Origin of the sequence: Roseomonas haemaphysalidis, assembly GCF_017355405.1 — a bacterium.
In the GTDB taxonomy this organism is placed as follows: Bacteria; Pseudomonadota; Alphaproteobacteria; order Acetobacterales; family Acetobacteraceae; genus Pseudoroseomonas; species Pseudoroseomonas haemaphysalidis.
The window spans coordinates 1,172,887-1,192,679 of record NZ_CP061177.1 but is presented as its reverse complement, the minus strand read 5'-3'; the positions used below and the strand labels follow the sequence as shown (position 1 = coordinate 1,192,679).

At 73.6% G+C, this 19,793-nt stretch carries 17 protein-coding genes; 11 read left to right on the top strand and 6 right to left on the bottom strand.

Annotated elements, in window-relative coordinates; translation table 11 throughout:
* Positions 1–23: 23 nt before the first annotated feature.
* The 4 genes from IAI59_RS05440 (at position 24) to IAI59_RS05425 (ending at position 1,604) form a co-directional block, all read left to right on the top strand.
* Positions 24–230 (top strand): DUF1674 domain-containing protein, encoded by a 207-nt coding sequence (locus IAI59_RS05440; RefSeq protein WP_207419250.1) that lies wholly within the window; start codon positions 24–26, stop codon positions 228–230.
* A 93-nt stretch (positions 231–323) separates the two neighbouring features.
* Positions 324–734 carry a hypothetical protein gene (locus IAI59_RS05435; RefSeq protein ID WP_207419249.1) on the top strand — a complete coding sequence of 137 codons (411 nt, stop codon included), beginning with the start codon at positions 324–326 and terminating at the stop codon, positions 732–734.
* Positions 731–1,114 (top strand): nuclear transport factor 2 family protein, encoded by a 384-nt coding sequence (locus IAI59_RS05430; protein WP_237181201.1) that lies wholly within the window; start codon positions 731–733, stop codon positions 1,112–1,114. The genes IAI59_RS05435 and IAI59_RS05430 overlap by 4 nt, the downstream gene beginning before the upstream one ends.
* A 1-nt stretch (position 1,115) precedes the next feature.
* Entirely contained in the window at positions 1,116–1,604 is a 489-nt protein-coding gene (locus IAI59_RS05425; RefSeq protein WP_207419248.1) for an MOSC domain-containing protein, read from the top strand.
* A 238-nt stretch (positions 1,605–1,842) separates the two neighbouring features.
* Here IAI59_RS05425 and cydC read toward each other — a convergent pair whose 3' ends face one another.
* Both cydC and cydD read right to left on the bottom strand, forming a co-directional pair.
* Positions 1,843–3,498 carry a thiol reductant ABC exporter subunit CydC gene (gene cydC / locus IAI59_RS05420; RefSeq protein ID WP_207419247.1) on the bottom strand — a complete coding sequence of 552 codons (1,656 nt, stop codon included), beginning with the start codon at positions 3,496–3,498 and terminating at the stop codon, positions 1,843–1,845.
* Between the two features lie 4 nt (positions 3,499–3,502).
* A complete protein-coding gene (gene cydD, locus IAI59_RS05415; RefSeq protein WP_207419246.1) occupies positions 3,503–5,185 on the bottom strand; it encodes a thiol reductant ABC exporter subunit CydD in 1,683 nt (560 codons plus the stop codon).
* An 82-nt stretch (positions 5,186–5,267) separates the two neighbouring features.
* Between cydD and IAI59_RS05410 the strand changes: the two genes are divergently transcribed.
* The 4 genes from IAI59_RS05410 (at position 5,268) to xdhB (ending at position 10,320) form a co-directional block, all read left to right on the top strand.
* Positions 5,268–6,173 carry a polysaccharide deacetylase family protein gene (locus IAI59_RS05410; protein WP_207419245.1) on the top strand — a complete coding sequence of 302 codons (906 nt, stop codon included), beginning with the start codon at positions 5,268–5,270 and terminating at the stop codon, positions 6,171–6,173.
* Between the two features lie 268 nt (positions 6,174–6,441).
* Positions 6,442–6,564, top strand: coding sequence for a hypothetical protein (locus tag IAI59_RS23315; protein WP_272874678.1), 123 nt, complete (start codon positions 6,442–6,444; stop codon positions 6,562–6,564).
* Between the two features lie 43 nt (positions 6,565–6,607).
* Entirely contained in the window at positions 6,608–7,999 is a 1,392-nt protein-coding gene (locus IAI59_RS05405) for a xanthine dehydrogenase small subunit (protein WP_207419244.1), read from the top strand.
* Entirely contained in the window at positions 7,996–10,320 is a 2,325-nt protein-coding gene (gene xdhB / locus IAI59_RS05400; RefSeq protein ID WP_207419243.1) for a xanthine dehydrogenase molybdopterin binding subunit, read from the top strand. Before IAI59_RS05405 ends, xdhB begins: the two co-directional genes overlap by 4 nt.
* Positions 10,321–10,452: 132 nt before the next feature.
* Here xdhB and IAI59_RS05395 read toward each other — a convergent pair whose 3' ends face one another.
* The 4 genes from IAI59_RS05395 to lepA all read right to left on the bottom strand — a co-directional run bounded on the left by IAI59_RS05395 (position 10,453) and on the right by lepA (position 17,343).
* A complete protein-coding gene (locus tag IAI59_RS05395; RefSeq protein WP_207419242.1) occupies positions 10,453–10,806 on the bottom strand; it encodes a response regulator in 354 nt (117 codons plus the stop codon).
* A 25-nt stretch (positions 10,807–10,831) separates the two neighbouring features.
* Positions 10,832–14,191, bottom strand: coding sequence for a PAS domain-containing protein (locus IAI59_RS05390; RefSeq protein ID WP_207419241.1), 3,360 nt, complete (start codon positions 14,189–14,191; stop codon positions 10,832–10,834).
* A 169-nt stretch (positions 14,192–14,360) separates the two neighbouring features.
* Positions 14,361–15,347 carry a tripartite tricarboxylate transporter substrate-binding protein gene (locus IAI59_RS05385; RefSeq protein WP_207419240.1) on the bottom strand — a complete coding sequence of 329 codons (987 nt, stop codon included), beginning with the start codon at positions 15,345–15,347 and terminating at the stop codon, positions 14,361–14,363.
* Between the two features lie 190 nt (positions 15,348–15,537).
* The gene (gene lepA, locus IAI59_RS05380) at positions 15,538–17,343 is read right to left on the bottom strand and encodes a translation elongation factor 4 (RefSeq protein WP_207419239.1); all 1,806 of its coding nucleotides are present in this window, start codon (positions 17,341–17,343) and stop codon (positions 15,538–15,540) included.
* Positions 17,344–17,543: 200 nt separating this feature from the next.
* Between lepA and IAI59_RS05375 the strand changes: the two genes are divergently transcribed.
* The 3 genes from IAI59_RS05375 (at position 17,544) to IAI59_RS05365 (ending at position 19,581) form a co-directional block, all read left to right on the top strand.
* The gene (locus IAI59_RS05375; RefSeq protein WP_207419238.1) at positions 17,544–17,972 is read left to right on the top strand and encodes a hypothetical protein; all 429 of its coding nucleotides are present in this window, start codon (positions 17,544–17,546) and stop codon (positions 17,970–17,972) included.
* A gap of 260 nt (positions 17,973–18,232) precedes the next feature.
* Entirely contained in the window at positions 18,233–18,940 is a 708-nt protein-coding gene (locus tag IAI59_RS05370; RefSeq protein WP_207419237.1) for an RraA family protein, read from the top strand.
* Positions 18,937–19,581, top strand: coding sequence for an MrcB family domain-containing protein (locus IAI59_RS05365; RefSeq protein WP_207419236.1), 645 nt, complete (start codon positions 18,937–18,939; stop codon positions 19,579–19,581). The genes IAI59_RS05370 and IAI59_RS05365 overlap by 4 nt, the downstream gene beginning before the upstream one ends.
* The last annotated feature ends 212 nt before the right edge of the window (positions 19,582–19,793 follow it).

Here is a 19,793-nt window from a genome sequence, read left to right as displayed (position 1 = left end):
CCGATCCTCCCCAGATGGGGTGGATGACCAGCTCCGACCAGACGCCGGCCACTCCGGCACAGCCTGAACCCGCCCAGCAGCCACCTGCCCAGCAGCCGGCCGCCACGCCGCCGAAGCCTCAAGACGCCGCGCCGCGGCCGAAGTTGCCGCCCGAGATCGGCGGCCCAACCGGCCCGGAGCCGACCCGCTTCGGCGACTGGGAGCGCAAAGGGCGCGTCAGCGACTTCTGAGCCTCCGCGGGGGCAACGGCGCCGCGTGGCCAAGGCCCCTCGCCGCCGCTTCGCATCCCGGCTAACCCTCTCCAAGCGAAGGAGAACCGCCCCATGCCCCCATCCCCACAGGCCACCCGCAGCCTGGTGCCGCACCCGTCCCGGCGGCTGGCGGCGGCGGTGGCCGGCTGGCACCGGGCCCTGCTCAACGCGCAGGCCGCCGGGCACCCGGCCGGCGGCAACCCCTATGCGCTGCTGCAGGCGGTGATGCATGACCCGGACTTCGCCTGGCTGCGCAAGCTGAGCGACCTGATCCTGCGGATCGACGAGGCCAACGCCAAGGGCGCCACCCCCTCCGCCACGGACATGCAAGGCTTTCTGGCCACCGCTACCGGCCTTGCCGAGGGCGAGGACGCCGAGTTCCATGACCGCCAGCAGGGCTTCCTGATGCGCCCCGACGTGGCCAAGGCCCAGGGCGAGCTGCAGGCGGTGCTGGCCGAGCTGCGCCAGGACGCCCGGCAGTGAGCGACCTGCCCCCCGCACCCCGCGTCGAGGTGGAAGCCGCCGAGGCCGCGCTGCGCGCCGCCATGCTGGCCGGCGACCTCGCCGCCCTGGACCGCCTGCTGGACGACGAGCTGGTGTTCACCGACCAGGCGGGCCGCACCCTGGGCAAGGCCGATGACCTGTCCGCCTATCGCAGCGGCCTGCTGCGCCTGTCCCGCGCCGACATCCTGGACCGCGCCATTCGCATGGCGGGCGACGACGCCGCCGTGGTGACGCTGCGCGCCGAACTGGCCGGGCGCTGGGACGGCACCCCCTTCACCGCCGCCTTCCGCTACACCCGGATGTGGCGCCGGACCGATGCGGGATGGCGCATGCTGGCGGCGCATTGCTCCGGCACCTGAGGTGCTGAACCCGGCCTCGCCCCTGGCGCGGCTGCTGGACGCCCCGTTGCGGCCGGGCACGGTGCGCTGGATCGGCCTGCGCCCGGCCCGCCGCGCGCCGGTGCAGCCCGTGATGTCCGTGGCGCTGGACCCCGCCCAGGGCGCGCTGGGCGACCGCTACGACGGCCGCAGCGGCACCCGGCACCTGACGCTGATCCAGGCCGAGCACCTGCCGGCCATCGCCGCCTATCTCGGGCTGGACGGCCTGGACCCGGCCCGGCTGCGCCGCAACGTGGTGGTGGGCGGCCTGAACCTGCTGGCGCTGAAGGGCCACCGCTTCCGGCTGGGGGCGGCGGTGCTGGAGATGACAGGGGAATGCCACCCCTGCTCGCGCATGGAAGAAGAGTTCGGCACCGGCGGATACAACGCCGTGCGCGGGCATGGCGGCATCACGGCGCGGGTGCTGCAGGGCGGCGTGGTGGCGCTGGGAGACGAGCTGGCGCGGCTGTGACGCGGTGTTGCGCCGCCAGGGGCGCTGCCCCTGAAACCCCGCCGGGGTGGCTGAGCCACCCCGGACCCCGGCATCTGAAGGACATCCGGGGCCTTCAGGACGGGGCGAGGCGCCTGCTGATTTTATGAATAAAGGCCAGCCGCGCTGGGCACGCGGTCCCCGGGGGGTCATCGGCCCTCGGGGTAAGACAAAAAACAAATGTTGGGGTCCAGGGGGCGGCGCCCCCTGGCCCGCCCCTTCAGCCCATGGCGTGGATCGCCCGCCCGCCGATCAGCCGCAGGATGCGGGTCGGCCGTTCCACCCCCAGCAGCCGGTGCGCGATCAGGATCACGCTGCGGCCTTCCGTCGCGCTGTCCAGCGTTTCCAGGAAGGCGCGCTCGGCGGAAGGGTCGAGCCCGGCCGCCGGCTCGTCCAGGATCAGGATGCGCGCGGGGGACAGCAGCGCGCGGGCCAGCGCCAGCCGCCGCCCCTGGCCGCCGGAAAAACGGGCGCCGTTCTCGCCGCAGCGGGTGTCGAGGCCATCCGGCAGGGCGCGCACCACCTCACCCACGCCGGCGCGGTCCAGCGCGCGCCACAGCGCGTCGTCGCTGGCATCGGGCGCGGCGAGGCGCAGGTTGGCGGCGATGCTGTCGTCGAACAGCCGTGCGTCCTGGGTCAGGCAGGCGATGCGCTCGCGCACCACGTCGTGCGGCAGCGCGGCGATATCGGTGCCGCCCAGCAGGATGCGGCCCTCGGCCGGGGCGGCCAGCTTCAGCAGCAGCGCGGCCAGGGTGGACTTGCCGGCGCCGGAGGCACCGAGCAGCGCGATGCGGCCGCCTTCCGGCAGGTCCAGGTCCAGGCCCTCGAACACCGGCTCGCGGTCGGGCGCCCAGCTGAAGCGCAGGCCCTGCACCTTGAGCGCGTGCCCGGCGGGGGCGGGCGCGGGCACGGCGGGGGCGGCAACGGGGGGCGCGGTGTCGGCGGCCTCGAACAGCCGGCGGGCGCCGGCGCCGGCGGCGGCCAGCGCAATGCCGGCGCGGGGCAGGGCCGCCAGCGACTCGCTGGCGGCCAGTGCCAGGAACAGCCCGACCACGGCGGCGCCCACCGCGGCGGGGCCGCCGGCCAGCCCATAGGCCAGGGCGCCGAGCAGCGCCACCTGCGCCAGCACGCTGCCGGCGGCGCCGCCCCAGGCGGAGCGGCGGGCGAGGCGCTGCTGCGCGGCCACCAGTGCCTCGGCGGCGGTGGACAGGCGGGTCCGGGCACGCGGCTCGGCATTGGCGGCCAGCGTGTCTTCCAGGCCCAGCAGGGGGTCCACGGCGGCGGCGCGCAGGCCGGACTGCGCCTCGGCCACGCGCTCGGCGGCCTGGGCGGCGCCCGGGGCCAGCAGCGGCGGCAGCAGCAGCGCGACCGCCAGCGGCAGGGCGACGATGGCGGCCAGCGCCGGCGCCATGACGCCCAGAATGGCGGCGGTGGCCAGCACCACGGCCAGCGCGGCGCAGGCCGGCACCAGGGCGCGCAGGTAAAGTCCGTCCAGCGCCTCGACGTCCGACACCAGGCGGCCCAGCAGGTCGCCGGCCCGTTTCAGGCCGAGGCCACCGGGCAGCCGCTCGGCCAGCCGGCGGAAAAACCAGATGCGGGTATCGGCCAGGGCGCGAAAGGTGGCGGCGTGGGTGAGGAGCCGTTCCACGTACTTGCCGCCCGGCCGCAGAAAGATCAGCGGGCGCAGCAGCACCAGGGAGCCGGCGGCGGCGCCGGCCAGCACGCCGGTGCGCAGCCCCTCGGACACGCCGCGCCCGGCGAAGGCCAGCAGCGCCACGCCCGCCAGCGCCGCGGCCATGGCGACGAGCGCGCCGGCGATCAGCCAGCCCCAGCGGCTGCGCCACAACAGCAGAACGCGCGCGAGGTCACGCCGCATGCCGCTACTCCCCCGCCAGCCGGCTGGCGGGCACGGCGCGGCCGTGCTCCAGCTCCATCACCCGCGCGAAGCGGGCGCGCAGCGCCGGCGAATGCGTGGCGATGATGGCGGTGCGCCCGGCGCACAGGCGGCGCAGGCTGTCCAGCACCTCGGCCTCCGTGCCGGGGTCGAGATGCGCGGTGGGCTCGTCCAGCAGCACCAGCGGCGCGTCGCGCAGAAAGGCGCGGGCCACGGCCACGCGCTGCGCCTGGCCGCCGGACAGGCCGAAGCCGCCCTCGCCCACCAGCGTGTCCAGCCCCTGCGGCAGGTGGTCGGCGAAATCGAGCACGCGCGCGGCCTTGGCGGCGGCGGCGACCTGCGCCTCGGTGGCGTCCGGCCGCGCCATCAGGATGTTGTCGCGGATGGTGGCGCGGAACAGGTGCGCCTTCTGCCCCACATAGGCGGACAGGCGGCGCAGCTCGGCCGGCGCCAGCGTGGTGGCGTCGCGCCCGTTGAAGGAGATGCGCCCGGCATCGGCGCGGCGGAAGCCCATCAGCAGCCGCAGCACGGAGGACTTGCCGGAGCCGGAAGGGCCCGCCAGCACCAGCGCCTCGCCCGGCATCACGCGAAACGAGATGTCGACCAGCGCCGGGCCGCGCGAAGCGTCATAGGTCAGGCCCACGCCGTCAAAGGTGACGACCAGCGTGGGGGGCACTTCCTCCAGCCGCAGGCCGGGGTCCTCGGGCACGGCTTCCAGCAGCGGCGCCAGCGCGGCGGCGGCGCCGTTGGCTGACATGCGCTCGTGATAGGCGGCCGAGAAGGCGCGCAGCGGCGCGAAGAAGCCCGGCACCATGATCAGCGAGAAGATGGCCGCCACCGGCTCGGGGTGCCCGCCCACCAGCAGGTGGCCGTGCCGCCACGCCAGGCAGCCCAGCACGGCAGCGGCGATGCCTTCCAGGCACAGCCCGGACAGGAAGGCCACGCGCAGCACGCGCATGGTGCGGCGGCGCAGCTCGGTGGCCGCGGTGCCCAGCGCCTCGGCCTCGGCGTCCTCGCGGCGGAACAGCACCAGCTGGGGCAGGCCGCGCATGCGGTCCAGAAAGCGGCCGGACAGCGCCTGCAGCGCGTCGAACTGCTGGCGCGAGGCCAGCGCGGCGCCGATGCCCGTGACCGCCATGCCCACCGGCACCAGCAGCCCGGCGGCCAGCAGGATCACGCCGCTCCAGACATCCAGCGCGGCGACGGCCAGCGCGATCAGCAGCGGCCCGGCCATGGCCAGGATGGCGGCCGGCAGCCAGCGGGAAAAATAGCCGTCCAGCGCCTCGATCCGGTCCACCACCAAGCTGGCGCGCTCGCCGGCCGGGCGCTCGTCCGCCGGGCCCAGGGCCAGGAGGGCGGCAAACGCCCGGTCGCGCAGCAGGCCGCGCGCGGCGGCGCCGGCGGCGGCCTGCGCGCGCTCCTGCGCCACCACCAGCGCGGTGGACAGCAGCGCCAGCGAGGCGGCGGCGGCGAGCTCCGGCCAGCCGGCCTCGGCATAGCCGAGGAGTGCGGCCAGCAGCCGGGCGATGAACCAGGCCTGGGCGATGCCGCAGGCGATCGACGCGATGCCGAGCAGGACCGGGCGCGACAGTCGGGCGCGGCTTTCTCGGGCGGCGGACGACAGCAGGGCGCGCACCCGGGCGCGTTCGGCCTTCGGGGGCAGGGACATGCAGCGGTGTTTAGAGCAGAACGGCGCGCTCGGGTATTCTCCGTGCATGGATTCTCGGCCATCCCCGCAAGGAACCTTTCCGATGCCGCCCGACCACGGCCGATACGGCTACCATCCCTGGCCCGCCCGCCCGCCTTACCGCTGGCCCGGCGGCGCCCGGCTGGCGGTGTATCTCGGCCTCAACCTGGAGCATTTCGCCTTTGGCGAAGGCCTCGGCGCCGAGCTGGCCCCCGGCGCCAGCGCCGGCCACCCGCAGCCGGACGTGCTGAACTACGCCTGGCGCGACTACGGCAACCGCGTCGGCGCCTGGCGCGTGCTGCAGATGCTGGACGAGCTGGCGCTGCCCGCCACCGTGCTGCTGAACAGCGCGATGTATGGCTACGCGCCCGAGCTGGTCGCCGCCCACCGCGCCCGCGGCGACGAGATCGCCGGTCATGGCCGGACCAACAGCGAGCGGCAAAGCGCGATGGACGAGGCCGCCGAGCGCGCGCTGATCGCCGAATCGGCCGCCGCCATCGCGGGGGCCGAGGGCGCGGCCCCGCGCGGCTGGCTGTCCCCCTGGATCGCCGAAAGCTTTTCCACTCCCGACCTGCTGCGCGAAGCCGGCTTCCGCTACACCCTGAACTGGTGCGCCGACGACCAGCCGATCTGGCTGCGAACCCGCGCCGGGCCGCTGCTGGCCATCCCCTACCCGCAGGAGGTCAACGACATCCCCGCCATCGTCGCGCGCAAGGACGGCGCGGCGCAGTTCGCGGAGATGATCCTGGACGACTTCGCCGAACGGCGCCGGCAGGTGGCGCGGGATGGGCAGCCGCAGGTGATGGGCATCGCGCTGCACCCCTACCTGATCGGCCAGCCCTACCGCCTGCGGGCACTGCGCCGCGCGCTGGCCGTGATCGCCGCGGCACCGCGGGACGAGGTGTGGGTGACGACGGCGGGGGAAATCCTGGATCACGTGGACACGCTGCCGGAGGGGATGGTGCCCTGAGGAGGTGAAGGCCAGGGGCGCTGCCCCTGGACCCCGCTGGGGGGCTGAGCCCCCAGGCCCCGCATCTGTTCCGCGTGCCACCCCGAGGGTCGGGGACCCTCGGGGCTGACGGCGCAGCGCGAGCGGGCTTTGATGATCCAGCGTCACCGGGCGCCAAAACGCTTTCTCATGGCGGGGTCCGGGGTGACACTGTCACCCCGGCGGGAAAGGTCCGGAAAGGGCGGCGCCCTTTCTGGCCTCGCGACACCATCAAGGACCCATCCCCATCATGCGCCTGATCCTCGCCCTGTCCCTCCTCGCCCTCGCCGCCTGCGCCGGGCGTGGCGACGGCCCCACCGCGCGCATCGGCGGCTTCTATGGCGCCACCGCCGGCGGCGTCAGCACCCGCTGAACCACCCTTCCGGCCCGGCGCGGGATTTGCTTGGCTGGGCGGCATGACCGACCGCATCGCCTTCACGCTCAATGGCGCCCCATGCCAGCTGCCGCCCGGCACCTGGCCGGGGCAAACCCTGCTGGAATGGCTGCGCGGCCCGGAGGCAGGGCTGTGCGGCACCAAGGAAGGCTGCGCGGAAGGCGACTGCGGCGCCTGCACCGTGGTGCTGGAGGAGCCGGACGGCCGCCGCGTGCCGCTGAACAGCTGCCTGGCGCTGCTGGGGCAGATGCAGGGCCGCGCCATCCGCACGGTGGAAGGGCTGCGCGGGGCCGATGGCGGCGCCCACCCGGTGCAGCAGGCGATGGCGGAGGGCGATGCCACGCAATGCGGCTTCTGCACGCCGGGCATCGTCATGTCCGCCTGGGCGCATGCGCGCGAAGGCGGCGACGTGCATGACGCGCTGGCCGGCAACCTGTGCCGCTGCACCGGCTACCGGCCGATCGTCGATGCCTTCGCGCACATGGCGGATGACGGCGTGGCGCCGCCCCCGCCGCTGCCGGCGGCGGGGCATTTCGCGGCGCCCGGGCAGGACTTCCTGGCGCCGGGCAGCCTGGCGGAGCTGCTGGCGCTGCGCGCGGCGCACCCCGCGGCCTGGCTGCTGGCCGGCGGCACCGACCTCGGCCTGCGGGTGTCCGAACACCGGGAGCGGCCGGCGGCGATCCTGAGCCTCGGCGCCGTGCCGGAGCTTCAAAGGCTGCAAGCGGATGCGGCGGGGCTGCGGATCGGCGCCGCCGTCACCTACGGCCGGCTGCTGCCGGCGCTGGACGGCGGCTTCGCGCCGCTGGCCGGGCTGCTGCGGCGGCTCGGCTCGCGGCAGATCCGCGGCATGGGCACGCTGGGCGGCAACCTCGGCACCGCATCCCCGATCGGCGACGCGCTGCCGCCGCTGCTGGCGCTGGAGGCGGAGATCGTGCTGGCCTCCGCCGCGCGGGGCGAGCGCCGGGTGGCGGCCAGCGCGTTTTTCACCGGCTACCGTCAGACGCTGCTGCGGCCGGACGAGGTGATCACCCGCATCGACCTGCCGCGCCCGCCGCCGGGCGCATGGTTGGCTTGCGACAAGCTGTCCAAGCGGCATGACCAGGACATCTCCACCGTTTCCACCGCCCTGCTGCTGCGGGTGCAGGACGGGCGGATCGCCGAAGCGCGGCTGGCCTTCGGCGGCATGGCGGCGACCCCGGCCCGGGCGCCGGCGGCCGAGGCGGCCTTGCGCGGCGCGCCGCTGGAGGAGGCCAGCTTCCGCCGCGCGGCCGAGGCCCTGGCGACGGACTTCACGCCGCTGTCCGACTGGCGCGGCAGTGCCGCCTATCGCATGGCCGGCGCGCAGGGGCTGCTGCGGCGGCTGTACTGGCGCGCCGCCCGGCCCGAACTGGCCCTGGAGGTGCACGCACCATGAACGCGCCCCTGTCCCGCCCCCCCTCCTCCCACACCGGCATGGGCGCGGCGCTGCGCCAGGACAGCGCCCTGAAGCACGCCACCGGCGAGGCCCGCTTCGCCGACGACCTTGCCGAGCCGCCCGGCCTGCTGCACGCGGTGCTGGTGCTGTCGCCACAGGCGCATGGCGTGCTGGCGCCGCTGGACCTCGCCCCCGCCCGCGCCATGCCGGGCGTGGCCGCCGTGCTGGGGCCGCGCGACATTCCCGGCCGCAACGACATCTCGCCCAGCGGCCGCGCGCGGGAAAGCCTGTTCGCGGACGGGCTGGTGGAGCACTGGGGCCAGCCGCTGGCCATGGTGGTGGCGCGGACGCGGGACGAGGCCATCGCCGCCGCCGCCGCCATCGCGCCCGTCATCGAGCCGCTGCCGCCGGTGCTGGACGTGGCCGAGGCGCTGGAAGCCAACAGCCTGCTGCTCCCGCCCATGGTGATGCAGCGCGGCGACTGGCAGGCGGCGCTGGACGCCGCGCCCATCGCGCTGCACGGCGAGTTCCGCTGCGGCGGGCAGGAGCACTTCTACCTGGAAGGGCAGATCGCCATCGCCACCCCGGGCGAGGACGGCGACATGGCCGTGCTGTCCTCCACCCAGCACCCGACGGAGGTGCAGCACATCGCCGCCCGCATCCTGGGGCGCGACTACAGCCGTATCTCCGTCACCTGCCGGCGCATGGGCGGCGGCTTCGGCGGCAAGGAAAGCAATGCCAGCTGGGTGGGCGCCGCCGCCGCGCTGGCCGCCGCCGCCACCGGCCGGCCGGTCAAGCTGCGGCTCGCCCGCAAGGCCGACATGACGGCCACCGGCAAGCGCCATCCCTTTCTGTTCCGCTGGCGCGCCGGCTGCGACGCCGCCGGCCGCCTGCTGGCGCTGGACGCCACGCTGGCCGCCGATGGCGGCAGCACGCTGGACCTTTCGGGCGGCGTGCTGATGCGCGCCGTCACCCACGCGTTGAACGCGGTGGACGTGCCGGCCGTGCGCGTCACGGGCCTCGCCTGCAAGACCAACACGGTCAGCCACACCGCCTTTCGCGGCTTCGGCGGCCCGCAGGGCGTGCTTCTGATGGAGGACGTGCTGCACGCCGCCAGCCGCGCCACCGGCCGTTCCGTGGAAGACCTGCGCGAGCACAACCTCGCCGGCGGGCCGAACGGCAGCGAGACGCCCTATGGCCAGCACCTGGAAGGCGACCTGATCCGCCGTGTCTGGGCCGAGGCGAAGACCTTGTCCGAATGGGACGCGCGGCGGGCGGAGATCGCCGCCTTCAACGCCAGCCACCCGACGCTGCGGCGCGGCCTCGGCTCCTTTGTGCTGGCCTTCGGCATTTCCTTCGGCATTGTCGCGATGAACCAGGCGGGCGCGCTGGTCAGCGTCTACACCGACGGCTCCATCCGCCTGAACCACGGCGGCACCGAGATGGGCCAGGGGCTGTTCATCAAGGTCGCGCAGGTGGTGGCGGATGTCTTCGGCGTGGGGGTGGAGCGCATCCGCATCACCGCCACCAGCACGGACGAGGTGCCCAATACCTCCCCCACCGCCGCCTCCACCGGCTCGGACCTGAACGGCTGGGCGGCGCATGCGGCGGCGGGCAGCATCCGCGCCCGCATGGCCGCCGCCGCCGCCGCGTTGTGGGGCGTGGCGGAGGGTGACATCGCCTTCGCGGGTGGCGAGGTTTCCGCCGGCAACCACCGCATGGGCTTTGGCGAGCTGGCGCACCACTGCTGGGCGCAGCGCATCAGCCTGTCCGCCACCGGCTTCTACAAGACGCCCGACCTGAGCTGGGACCCGGTGGCGATGCGCGGCCACCCCTTCTTCTACTTCTCCTACGGCGCCTCGGTCGCGGAAGTGCTGGTCGATACCCTGACCGGCGAGCACCGCGTTTTGCGCGCCGACCTGGTGCAGGACTGCGGCCGCAGCCTGAACCCCGCCATCGACCTCGGCCAGATCGAGGGCGCCTTCGTGCAGGGCCTGGGCTGGCTGACCTGCGAGGAGCTGTGGTGGGACGCCGCCGGGCGGCTGCGCACCCTCGGCCCCTCCACCTACAAGATCCCCGGCTCGCGCGACGTGCCGCCGGTGATGAACACCCGGCTGCTGGCCGGTGCCCCGGCGCGGGCGGACACCATCTTCCGCTCCAAGGCGGTGGGCGAGCCGCCGCTGATGCTGGCCACCGCCGTGTGGAACGCGCTGCGCGACGCCACGGGCGCGGCGCGGCTAGACCTGCCGGCAACGCCAGAGCGGGTGCTGCAGGCCTGGCACGCCACAGGGCCGGGCACCGCCCACCGCCGGGGCGGCTGAGCCACCCCGCCCCTGCCCCTCGGGGCAAGCGGGCGGGAAGCCTGCCCCGGCGGTTGCCGGGACCCGGGGTGGTCTGGCCATTCCGGCGTGATGCGCGCCCCGGAGGGCGACGCCCCCCCCGGCGCGGGCATGTCAGCAGATGCGCGCCAGGGCTTCCACCAGCTCGCGCGGATCGTAAGGCTTGGCCAGCACCGTCACCCCGCGATGCCGCTCCGACAGCCCGGCCGCGCCATAGCCGGTCGCCACCACGAAGGGGACGCCCGACTCGGCCAGCAGGTCCGCCACCGGGGTGGACACCTGCCCGGCCAGGTTGATGTCCAGCACGGCCGCCTCCGGCCGGCGGGATTCGAACAGCGCCAGCGCCTCCTCCACCGTGGCGGCGGGGCCCAGCACCTCGGCCCCGGCATCGGTCAGCGCATCCTCCACCAGCATGGCGATCAGGGATTCGTCTTCCACCACCAGAATGCATCGCCCGGTCAGGATCATGCCGGCATCCGGCCCACCTGTCGCATCATGCCCGCTCCTCCTCAGATCTCGGCCCATTCACCGGGCGAAAGCGGATGGTGGCCTCGAAACCACGTTCCGCATAGTCCATGGCCACCGACGACCCGGCCCCCAGCTCCGCCGGCAGACCGCGCTCCAGCAACCGGCTGCCGAAGCCGCGGCGCTGCGGCGCCCGCACCGGTGGCCCGCCATACTCCTGCCAGCGCAGTTCCACCATGTCGTCCGGCACATCCTGCCACGTCACGTTGATGCGGCCCTCAGGACGACTCAACGCGCCATGCTTGGCGGCGTTGGTGGCCAATTCGTGCAGCGCCAGCGCCAGGCCCAGCGCCTGCTTGGGCGCTAGCCAGGCGGGCGGGCCGCCGAGCTTCAGCCGGCCTTCTTCCTGCGGCTGGCCTGGCGGGGCCTGCCAGGGGGCGAGCGCCGCGCGCGCCGCTTCTTCCAGCGTGGCGCCGCGCCAGGTGCGCGCGGTCAGCAGGTCGTGGCCGCGCGACAGCGCCAGCAGCCGCGCCTGGAAGTCCGCCAGAAAGCGGCGCAACACCTCGGAGTCGCCGCCCGCCGTGCGCGCCGTCTGCAACGCCAGGGAATGCACGGTGGCCAGGGTGTTCTTGACGCGATGGTTCAGCTCGCCCAGCAGCAGCACCTGCCGCGCCTCGGCCGCCTTGGCGTCCGTGATGTCGCGCGCCAGCCCGCCGCGCCGCCCGGGGCCGCCCTGGGTGTCGAGGATGGGAAAGCCGATGTCGCGGATCCAGCGCTGCCCGCCATCCGGCCGCAGCACCCGGTATTCCACGTCAAACGCGCCGCCCTGCTGCGCTTCCTGCCAGGCCATCTTGACGCGCGGCTGGTCGGCGGAATGGATGGCTTCCAGCCACAGCATGGGGTTGGTCATGATCGCTTCCTGCGGCACGCCCCAGATGCGCTCAAAGGCCGGGCTGATGAACTCCACGCGGTTGCCGTCGCTGTCGGTCATCCACATCACGTCGGGGCTGGCTTCCGCGAAGCGGCGGAAGCGGCTTTCCGAGGCCGCCAGCGCCGCCGCCGCCTGCACCGCCGCCTCGCGCGAGGCGGCATGCGCCGCCACCTGGCGGGCCAGCGCCTCGCGCGTTTCCACCATGTCGCTCACGTCGGTCACGGTGCCGATCCAGCGCAGCACGGGGCCGCCGGCGGCGCGGCCGGGGGCCGTGGTGCCATCCTCCACCGCGGGGGCGGCGCCGCGCACCGGCAGGGCGCGCGCCACGCACCAGCGCCAGCCGCCATCGGCCCGGCGCAGCCGCAGCTCCGCCGCGAAGGTGCCGCCGCCGTGCAGCGCCCGGCGCCAGGCGCGCTCCACGCGCATCTGGTCGTCCGGATGCACCAGCCGCTTCAGAGTACGCACCGCCACCGGCGCGGCCAGGCCCGTGAAGTCCTGCAGCCGCGGGTTGACGTAATCCACCGAGCCGTCCGGCTGCGCCGACCACACCACCTGCGGGATGGTTTCCGCCAGCGTGCGGAAGCGCTGCTCGCTGTCCCGCAGGCGCTCCGCCGCGCGGTGCTCGGCATCGATGTCCACCACCGCGGCCACGGCGCCGCTGACCCGCCCTTCCGCGTCGCGCACCGGCGCGCCGGACACGCGGATCCAGCCCAGCGTGTCGTCGCGCCGGCGGATGCGGAACTCGGCCGAGGCGGACAGCCCGTTGTGCAGCGCCTTGGCCAGCGGGTTCTCCTCGGCCGTCATGCGGCGGCCGTCGGGATGGAAGCATTCCCAGTCGTCCACATAGGCCTGCACGTCGGCCGACAGCAGCGGCGGGCCGCGCAGGATCTCCTCCGTGCGGCGGTTGGACAGGATCATGCGGCCCACCGGCCCCTCGGCCACCACCAAGCCCACCGGCACGTTGTCCAGCACCGCCTTGAGCAGCGCCTCGTTTTCGCGCAGCGCCGCCTCGGCCGCGCGCTCGGCGCTGACGTCGCGAAAGAACACGGTCAGCCCCTCGGCCGAGGGATAGGCATCGGCCGACAGCCAGCGGCCCAGCGCCGGGTGAAAGGCGGTGACGCGCTGCGGCGTGCCTTCCGCCAGCGCGCGGAACCAGGATTGCGCGAAGGCGCCCTGCGCCCAGCCGGGAAAGGCTTCCGGCAGCACCCGCCCCACCGCGTCCTGCTGGCCGCCAAGCTGGGTGCGGGCGCGGCCGTTGAGATACAGGATGCGCCAGTCCGGCCCCAGCACCAGCACGCCGTCAGTGGTGCTTTCCAGCACCATGCGCAGCCGCGCGGTCAGCGCCAAGCGCTCGGCTTCCAGCGCCTCGCGCGCCGTGGCGGCGGCCGACAGCGCCTCGGCCACCGTGCTGATCTCGCGCAGGCGGGAATGGCTGAGCGTGGGCAGCGGCTCGCCGCGCCCAAAGGCGGCGGCCAGCCGGCCGATGCGGCGCAGCGGTGCTGCGATGCGGCGGTCCGCCCACAGCGTCAAACCCGCGGTGAACAGCAGCAGCAGCACGCCGCCGAGCAACAGCACCGGCAGCAGCGCCTGCGCCACCACGCCATCGGTCACCGCCGCCGGCAGCCCGACCAGCACCAGCCAGGGCGAGGCGCCGACGCGGTGCCACGCGGTGCGCAGCGCCACCCCGTCGCGCGAGCGGCCGGGCGACACGCCGAACACCTGGCCGCTGGCCAGCGCCTGCCGGGTGGCACCCTGCGCCGGCAGCTGCTGGCCAAGCGGCGCGCCGTCATTGGGCTCGCGCGCGATGACGTGGCCTTCCGCGTCGGCAATCAGCGCGATCCAGCCGGGCGGCAGGGCGGCGCGGCGCAGCGAGCCGAGCCAAAGCCGCAGCGGATCGGTGCCGATGCTGAGAAACACCGGCGGCTGGTCCGGCCCGCGCGGCACTTCCAGCGTCAGCGCCACCTGCTGCGAGCTGTCCAGCCCTTCCGGCCCCAGGCCATCGGTCGGTGGCGGGCCGTCGCTTTCCGCCGGCGGCTGGCCGTAGGGCACGCTGGTATCCACCAGCACCTGCCCGGTGGTGCTCATCAGCCGGATGCGGCTGCCGTCGACGCTTTGCAGCGCCATGGCCTGCGCATGGAAGGTGGCGTAGTCGCCCGCCCGCAGCGCCGGCGAGGACCCCAGCGCGGTCAGCGCGCCGCGCAGCCCCACCAGCTCGCGTTCCAGCACGAAGGCCAGGTTGCGGGCGGCGTCGCGGCTGTCGCTGACCACGCTTTCGCGCCGCGCGTCGGCGGCGCGCCAGGCGGTGTAGCCGGCCAGCATCCACAAGGGCAGCAACGCCGTCAGCGCCAGCAGCATGAGCTGCCGCCGCACGGTCGGCCGCCGCTTGGAGCGTGGCGCGGGCGGCGGGGGCGCGGCCGGCGTGGCCGGCTGCAGGCCCAGGTCCGGGCGGTCCGTCATGACCGGCCGTCCCGGGGGAGCCGTCGGTGCGCCACGCAGTGTCAGCCCCTTGCTGTGCGGCCCGCCGCGGATGCGCGGGCCGTCAGCAGCATATCAGAGCAGGAGGACCCCTGCTGGCAAGGCATAGGCCGCGAGCCCGGCCATTGCGGGGCCGGTCCGGGCGCCGGCCTCAGTCGGCGTATTGCCCCGCCGCCTCGATCACCGGGCGCCACTTGGCGATGTCGGCCTGCCAGAAGGCCTGGGCCGCGGCCGGCGTGGCGCGTTCCTGCGCCACCGGCGCGGTGCCGAGGTCGGCGAAGCGCGCGGCCAGCCGCTGGTCGCGCAGCGCCGCCTGCAACGCGGCGGACAGGCGGTTGACGATCGCCTCCGGCGTGCCCTTGGGCGCGTAGAGCGCGTGCCAGATGGTCACCTCCATGCCCGGCAACCCGGCCTCCGCCGTGGTCGGCACGTCGGGCAGCGACGGCAGGCGCTGCGGCGTGGTGACGGCGAAGACCTTCACGGCGCCGGCGCGGATCTGCTCCGTGGTATTGGTGGTCTGGTCGCACATCACGTCCACCGTGCCGCCGATCAGGTCGGTCATGGCGGGGCCGGTGCCGCGATACGGCACGGTGGTCATCGGCGCGTCGGCCGCCTTCTGGAACAACAGGCCGCACAGGTGGCTGGCGGCGCCGATGCCGGCATTGGCGTAGTTCAGCTTTTCGCGCTGCTGGCGCACCAGCGCCACCAGCTCGGCCAGGTTGCCGGCCGGGATGTCCTTGCGGGCGATGATGGTCATCGGCACCTCCGTCACCAGCCCGACGGGCGCGAAGCCGCCCACCGCGTCGTAGGACAGGCGGCGGTACAGACTGGGGGTGGTGCCCATGCCGATGTGGTGCAGCAGCAGCGTGTAGCCGTCCGGCCGCGCCTGGGCGACGCGCGCCGCGCCCAGCGTGCCGCCGGCGCCGCCCACGTTCTCCACCACCACGGAGGTGTTGAGGTCGCGGCCCATCGCCTCGGCCACCAGCCGGGTCACGGTGTCGGTCGGGCCGCCGGCGGCGAAGGGCACGACGACGGTGATGGGGCGGTTGGGATAAGGCGCCTGCGCCCCGGCCGGTGCGACGCCGAAGGCCAGCAGGGCAGGCAGCAGGAAAGCCGCGGCAAGGCTGCGACGAAGCATCAGGCGATTCTCCCGGGGTCGATTTTGTTGCGACCATGAGACCGTTCCGGGTGACGCTTCGTCAACAGCAAAGATTACGGCGGCATTACCGCGCGGTCAGGGCCGCGCGGGCTGCCAGCGCGGCGGTGGCTGCCAGCGGCACCGCCACGACAAAGAAAGGCCCGCCTACAGGCCGCCCCCGGCAGCGAGGCTAGCTGTCCATCTTCAGGGCGGCGATGAAGGCCGACTGCGGGATCTCGACCTTGCCGAACTGCCGCATGCGCTTCTTGCCTTCCTTCTGCTTGTCCAGCAGCTTGCGCTTGCGGCTGATGTCGCCGCCGTAGCACTTGGCGGTGACGTCCTTGGACATGGCGCTGATCGTTTCGCGCGCGATCACCTTGCCGCCGATCGCCGCCTGGATCGGGATCTTGAACAACTGGCGGGGGATCAGCTCCTTCAGCTTCTCGCAGATCGATCGCCCGCGCCGGTCCGCCTGCGAGCGGTGCGCCAGAAAGGACAGCGCATCCACCGGCTCGCCATTGACCATGATTGAAATCTTCACCAGGTCGCCCTCGGCGTAGCCGTCCATCTGGTAGTCGAAGGAAGCGTAGCCGCGCGACACCGACTTCAGCCGGTCGTAGAAGTCGAACACCACCTCGTTCAGCGGCAGGCGGTAGACGGCCATGGCGCGGTTGCCGACATAGGTCAGCTCCACCTGCTGGCCGCGGCGCTCGGTGCACAGCGTCAGGATGGAGCCCAGGTGCTCGTCCGGCACCATGATCGTCGCCTTGATCCAGGGCTCCTGGATCGACTTGATCAGGGTCGGCTCGGGCATGTCGGCCGGGTTGTGGAGGGCGACCTCCTCCCCCTTGTTCAGCTCCAGCTTGTAGACAACCGACGGCGCGGTCGCGATCAGGTCCAGGTCGAACTCGCGCGACAGGCGCTCCTGGATGATCTCCAGGTGCAAGAGGCCCAGAAAGCCGCAGCGGAAGCCGAAGCCCAGCGCGGCGGAGCTTTCCGCCTCGAAGTGAAAGGAGCTGTCGTTCAGCCGCAGCTTGCCAAGGCTGTCGCGCAGCTTCTCGAAGTCGTCGGCGTCCACCGGGTACAGGCCGCACCACACCACGGGGATGCTCGGCTTGAAGCCCGCCAGCGGCTCCGGCGCCGGGTTGCGGTCATCGGTGATGGTGTCGCCGACATTGGTCTCGGCCACCGTCTTGATGGCGGCGTTGAGGTAGCCCATCTCGCCCGGGCCCAGGTAGTCCACCGGCACCATCTTGGGGCGGAACACGCCGACGCTGTCCACCGTCTGGGTGGTGCCTTCCGCCATGAAGCGGATCTTCTGCCCCTTGCGGATGGTGCCGTCCTTGACCCGGATCAGGATGATGACGCCGAGGTAGGGGTCGTACCAGCTGTCGACCAGCAGCGCCTTGAGCGGCGCGTTGGGGTCGCCGGTCGGCGCCGGCAGGCGGGTCACGATCGCCTCCAGCACGCCCTCGATGTTCAGCCCGGACTTGGCCGAGATCTCCACGGCGTCCGAGGCATCGAGGCCGATCACGTCCTCGATCTGCTGCTTCACCCGCTCCGGCTCGGCCGCCGGCAGGTCGATCTTGTTGAGGACGGGGACGATCTCGTGGTTGGCGTCGATCGCTTGGTAGACGTTGGCCAGCGTCTGCGCTTCCACGCCCTGGGAGGCGTCGACCACCAGCAGCGAGCCCTCGCAGGCGGCGAGCGAGCGGGACACCTCGTAGGCGAAGTCCACGTGGCCCGGCGTGTCCATCAGGTTCAGGACGTAGTCGTTGCCATCCTTGGCCTTGTAGTCCAGCCGGACGGACGCCGCCTTGATGGTGATGCCGCGCTCCTGCTCCAGCTCCATGCTGTCGAGCATCTGCTCCTTCATGTCGCGCAGCGCGACGGAGCCGGTGGCCTGGATCAACCGGTCGGCCAGCGTCGACTTGCCGTGGTCGATATGGGCGATGATGGAGAAGTTGCGGATACGGGAAAGCGGCGTGTCGGTCATGAATGTCCCGGCGGAGGCGAATGGGGCGCGCGGCAGCATCCACCGCAGTCTGCCGCACCAGATACGGCAAGCGCGCGCGGAATCAAAGCGTGGCCGCGCGGCGCCGCCACAGCTGGGGTCATACAAAGGCAAGGGCAACCCCGCGGCGGCCTGGCGCGTCATTCCCCAGGCACACAACGCAACCTCCCGGGAGAACTCTCATGCGCCGCCGCCATTTCCTGCCGCTGCTCGCCGGCCTCGCCGTCGCCGGCGCCGGCGCCGCCCAGGCGCAGACGGCGCAACAGCTGATCGAGGGCGTGCTCGGCAACGTCACCGGCCAGAACCAGCGCCAGGACGACGAGCGCCGCCGCGCCGAGGACGAGGCCCGGCGGCGCCAGGACGAGGACCGCCGCCGCTGGGAAGACGAGCGCCGGCGCGCCGGCGACGGCGACCGCCGCCGCCTCGACGAGGACCGCCGCCGCGCCGAGGAAGACCGCCGGCGCCGTGACGAGCGTGGCCGCGGCATCGACGACCGCGACCGCCGCGCCCGCGACCTGGACCGCCAGCAGCGCGAGCTGGAGGCGCAGCGCCGGGAAGTGGACCGGGAGCGGCAGCGGATCGAGGAAGAACGCCGACGGCTCGGCCGCTGAGGCCAGAACAGGTCAGGGGAATGAATTCCCCTGAAACCCCTTCTTTTTTCTGTCTTTTTCCGATGCCGGCTGCAACGAGGTCGCCCATGTGGCGGAACCGCCCCACCCGTTGCACCGCAAGACAGGCAGAAGAAAGATGGGGGTCCGGGGGAATTCCTTCCCCCGGCCTTTCTCTTCCGCCCGCGCGATTTGACCCCCCGCCGCCCCCTTGCGATCCTTCCGCCTGACGCCGGAGCAACCGGCGCGAGGAGGACGCCCGCATGCCCGACTACCCCTTCACCGCCGCCGACCTGGAAGCGCTGCGCGCCTGGGACACCCCCACCATCTGCAACGCGCTGGAGCTGGTCGTGCCCGAGCGGCGCGGCCACGGCTTCACGGTGCGCCCGATGGTCGCCGCCGACGTGACGCTGAAGCCGATCTGCGGGCTGGCGCGCACCGGCACGCTGCGCGCCGCCGCCCCTTCCGGCCGGCTGGCGGAGATGGATCACGCGGTCCGCACCGGCTGGTACGACTACGTGGCGGATGCCGCCATGCCGACGGTCGTGGTGCTGCAGGACCTGGACGACACCCCCGGCACCGGCGCCTGGTGGGGCGAGGTGCACAGCGCCGTGCACCAGTCGCTCGGCGCGCAAGGTTGCGTCACCAATGGCTCCTTCCGTGATCTCGATATGCTAGCGGAGGGGTTCCAGATCATCGGCGGCATGGTCAACCCGAGCCACGCCTTTGTGCACCTGGTGGCCTTCAACCAGGATATCTCGGTGCTCGGCATGGGCTGCCGGCATGACGAGGTGGTGCATGCCGACCGGCACGGCGCCGTGGTGATCCCGCACCACGCGGTGGCCAAGCTGCCGGCGGCGATCGACCTGTGCACCCGGCGGGAAAAGGTGGTGCTGGACCTTTGCGCCTCGGACGGCTTCTCGGTGGAGAAGCTGAAGCAGGCCCTGGCCCAGGCCAAGGAGATCCATTGACGGCAGCCCCCCTGCCTGGCCGGCTGCAGGACGCCATCGAGACCGTGATGGCCCTGCAGCCGGAATATTCCTCCGCCAACACCCCCGCCATGCAGCGCCGCGGCCGCTTCATCCGCCAGGCCATCCCGCAGGCCCTGCTGGCGCACCACGCGGCGCTGGCCGCCGCCATGGGCCCCTATGGCGAGGACCTGCGGATCGAGGGGCGCGACGGCCTCGGCTCCAAGACCGCGACGCCCTGGGTGCGGTTCTTTTCCCGCGCCCGCTCGCCCAAGGCGCGGGACGGCTGGTACGCCGTTTATCTGTTCCGCGCCGATGGCGGGGGCGTGTACCTGTCCCTCGCCCACGGCTCCACCACCTGGGGCCCCGGCGGCTTCCGCCCCCGCCCGCCCGAGCAGATGGCCGCCCACCGCGCCTGGGGCCGCGCCGCCCTGGCGGCGGTGCGCGAGCCCCGGCGGGCGGAGGCGCTGGTGCTCGGCGGGTCCGCCCTCGGCGCTTCCTACGAGCAGGCTTCCGTGCTGGCGCTGCACTACGCGCGCGGGGCGGTGCCGGGGGATGACGCGCTGGTGGCGGATGCGGTGCGCTTCGCGGGGCATCTGCGGGTGCTGCACGCGGCGGAGGATGCGGGGGCGGCAGCGGAGTGAAGGCTGAGGGAAGGAATTCCCCCAGGCCCCCATCTTCTTTTTGCCAGTCTGGAGCGGGCGGGCCGTGGGAGCGTGGCGGTGCCCTGAATCGTGCTTTTCAAACAGGCCGCATGGCTGGGCACGCCATTCCCGGGAAACGGACAAAAAGAAGATCGGGGGCTGGGGGAATTCCTTTCCCCGGCCTTCTGCTCCCTTGACCACGCCGCGCCCCC